The following is a 542-nucleotide window of genomic DNA, read 5'->3' on the forward strand; positions in this document are numbered from 1 at the left end:
GCGCAGGAGCGCCACCGTGAAGTTCGACACGCCGATGCGCCGCGCAAGCCCGCGGGATTGCGCATCGGCCAGCGCCTCCAGGCTTTCGGCCAGCGGCACAGCGCCGCCGGGGGAGGGCCAGTGGATCAGCACCAGATCCACGTAATCCGTGCGCAGCTTTTCCAGGCTCTCCTGCAGGCTCGGGACGAGCCGGCCGGCGGAAAGGTGGTCGGTCCAGATCTTGGTGGTGAGGTAGAGATCGCCGCGCGCCACGCCGCTGGCGGCGACGGCCTGGCCCACCTCGGCTTCGTTGCCGTAGATCTGCGCGGTATCGATCGCACGGTAGCCGACGTCGAGGGCGTTGCGCACCGAATCGATGACGGTCTGGCCGGTCAGGCGGAAGGTGCCGACGCCAAAGGAAGGAACGCTCATGATGGACTCCAGGGACTTCGTTGAGAGCCGGTGGGCTCGGGACAGGGCGAAGTGTGGGCGCTTTACATTTGTTGATTAAGCCGTGTATACGGGAAACGCTTTTGCGCCGAGGTAAAAAATGAAAACCACCC

The 542-nt window shown here is 64.9% G+C and carries 1 protein-coding gene; it reads right to left on the minus strand.

Features of this window, described 5'->3' with window-relative positions; translation table 11 throughout:
- A partial coding sequence (locus GVL52_RS28440; RefSeq protein ID WP_200847960.1) for an aldo/keto reductase occupies window positions 1-411 on the minus strand: 411 nt, incomplete at its 3' end.
- Window positions 412-542: the final 131 nt, after the last annotated feature.

Source organism: Rhizobium sp. 18055 (assembly GCF_902706285.1).
In the GTDB taxonomy this organism is placed as follows: domain Bacteria; phylum Pseudomonadota; class Alphaproteobacteria; order Rhizobiales; family Rhizobiaceae; genus Rhizobium.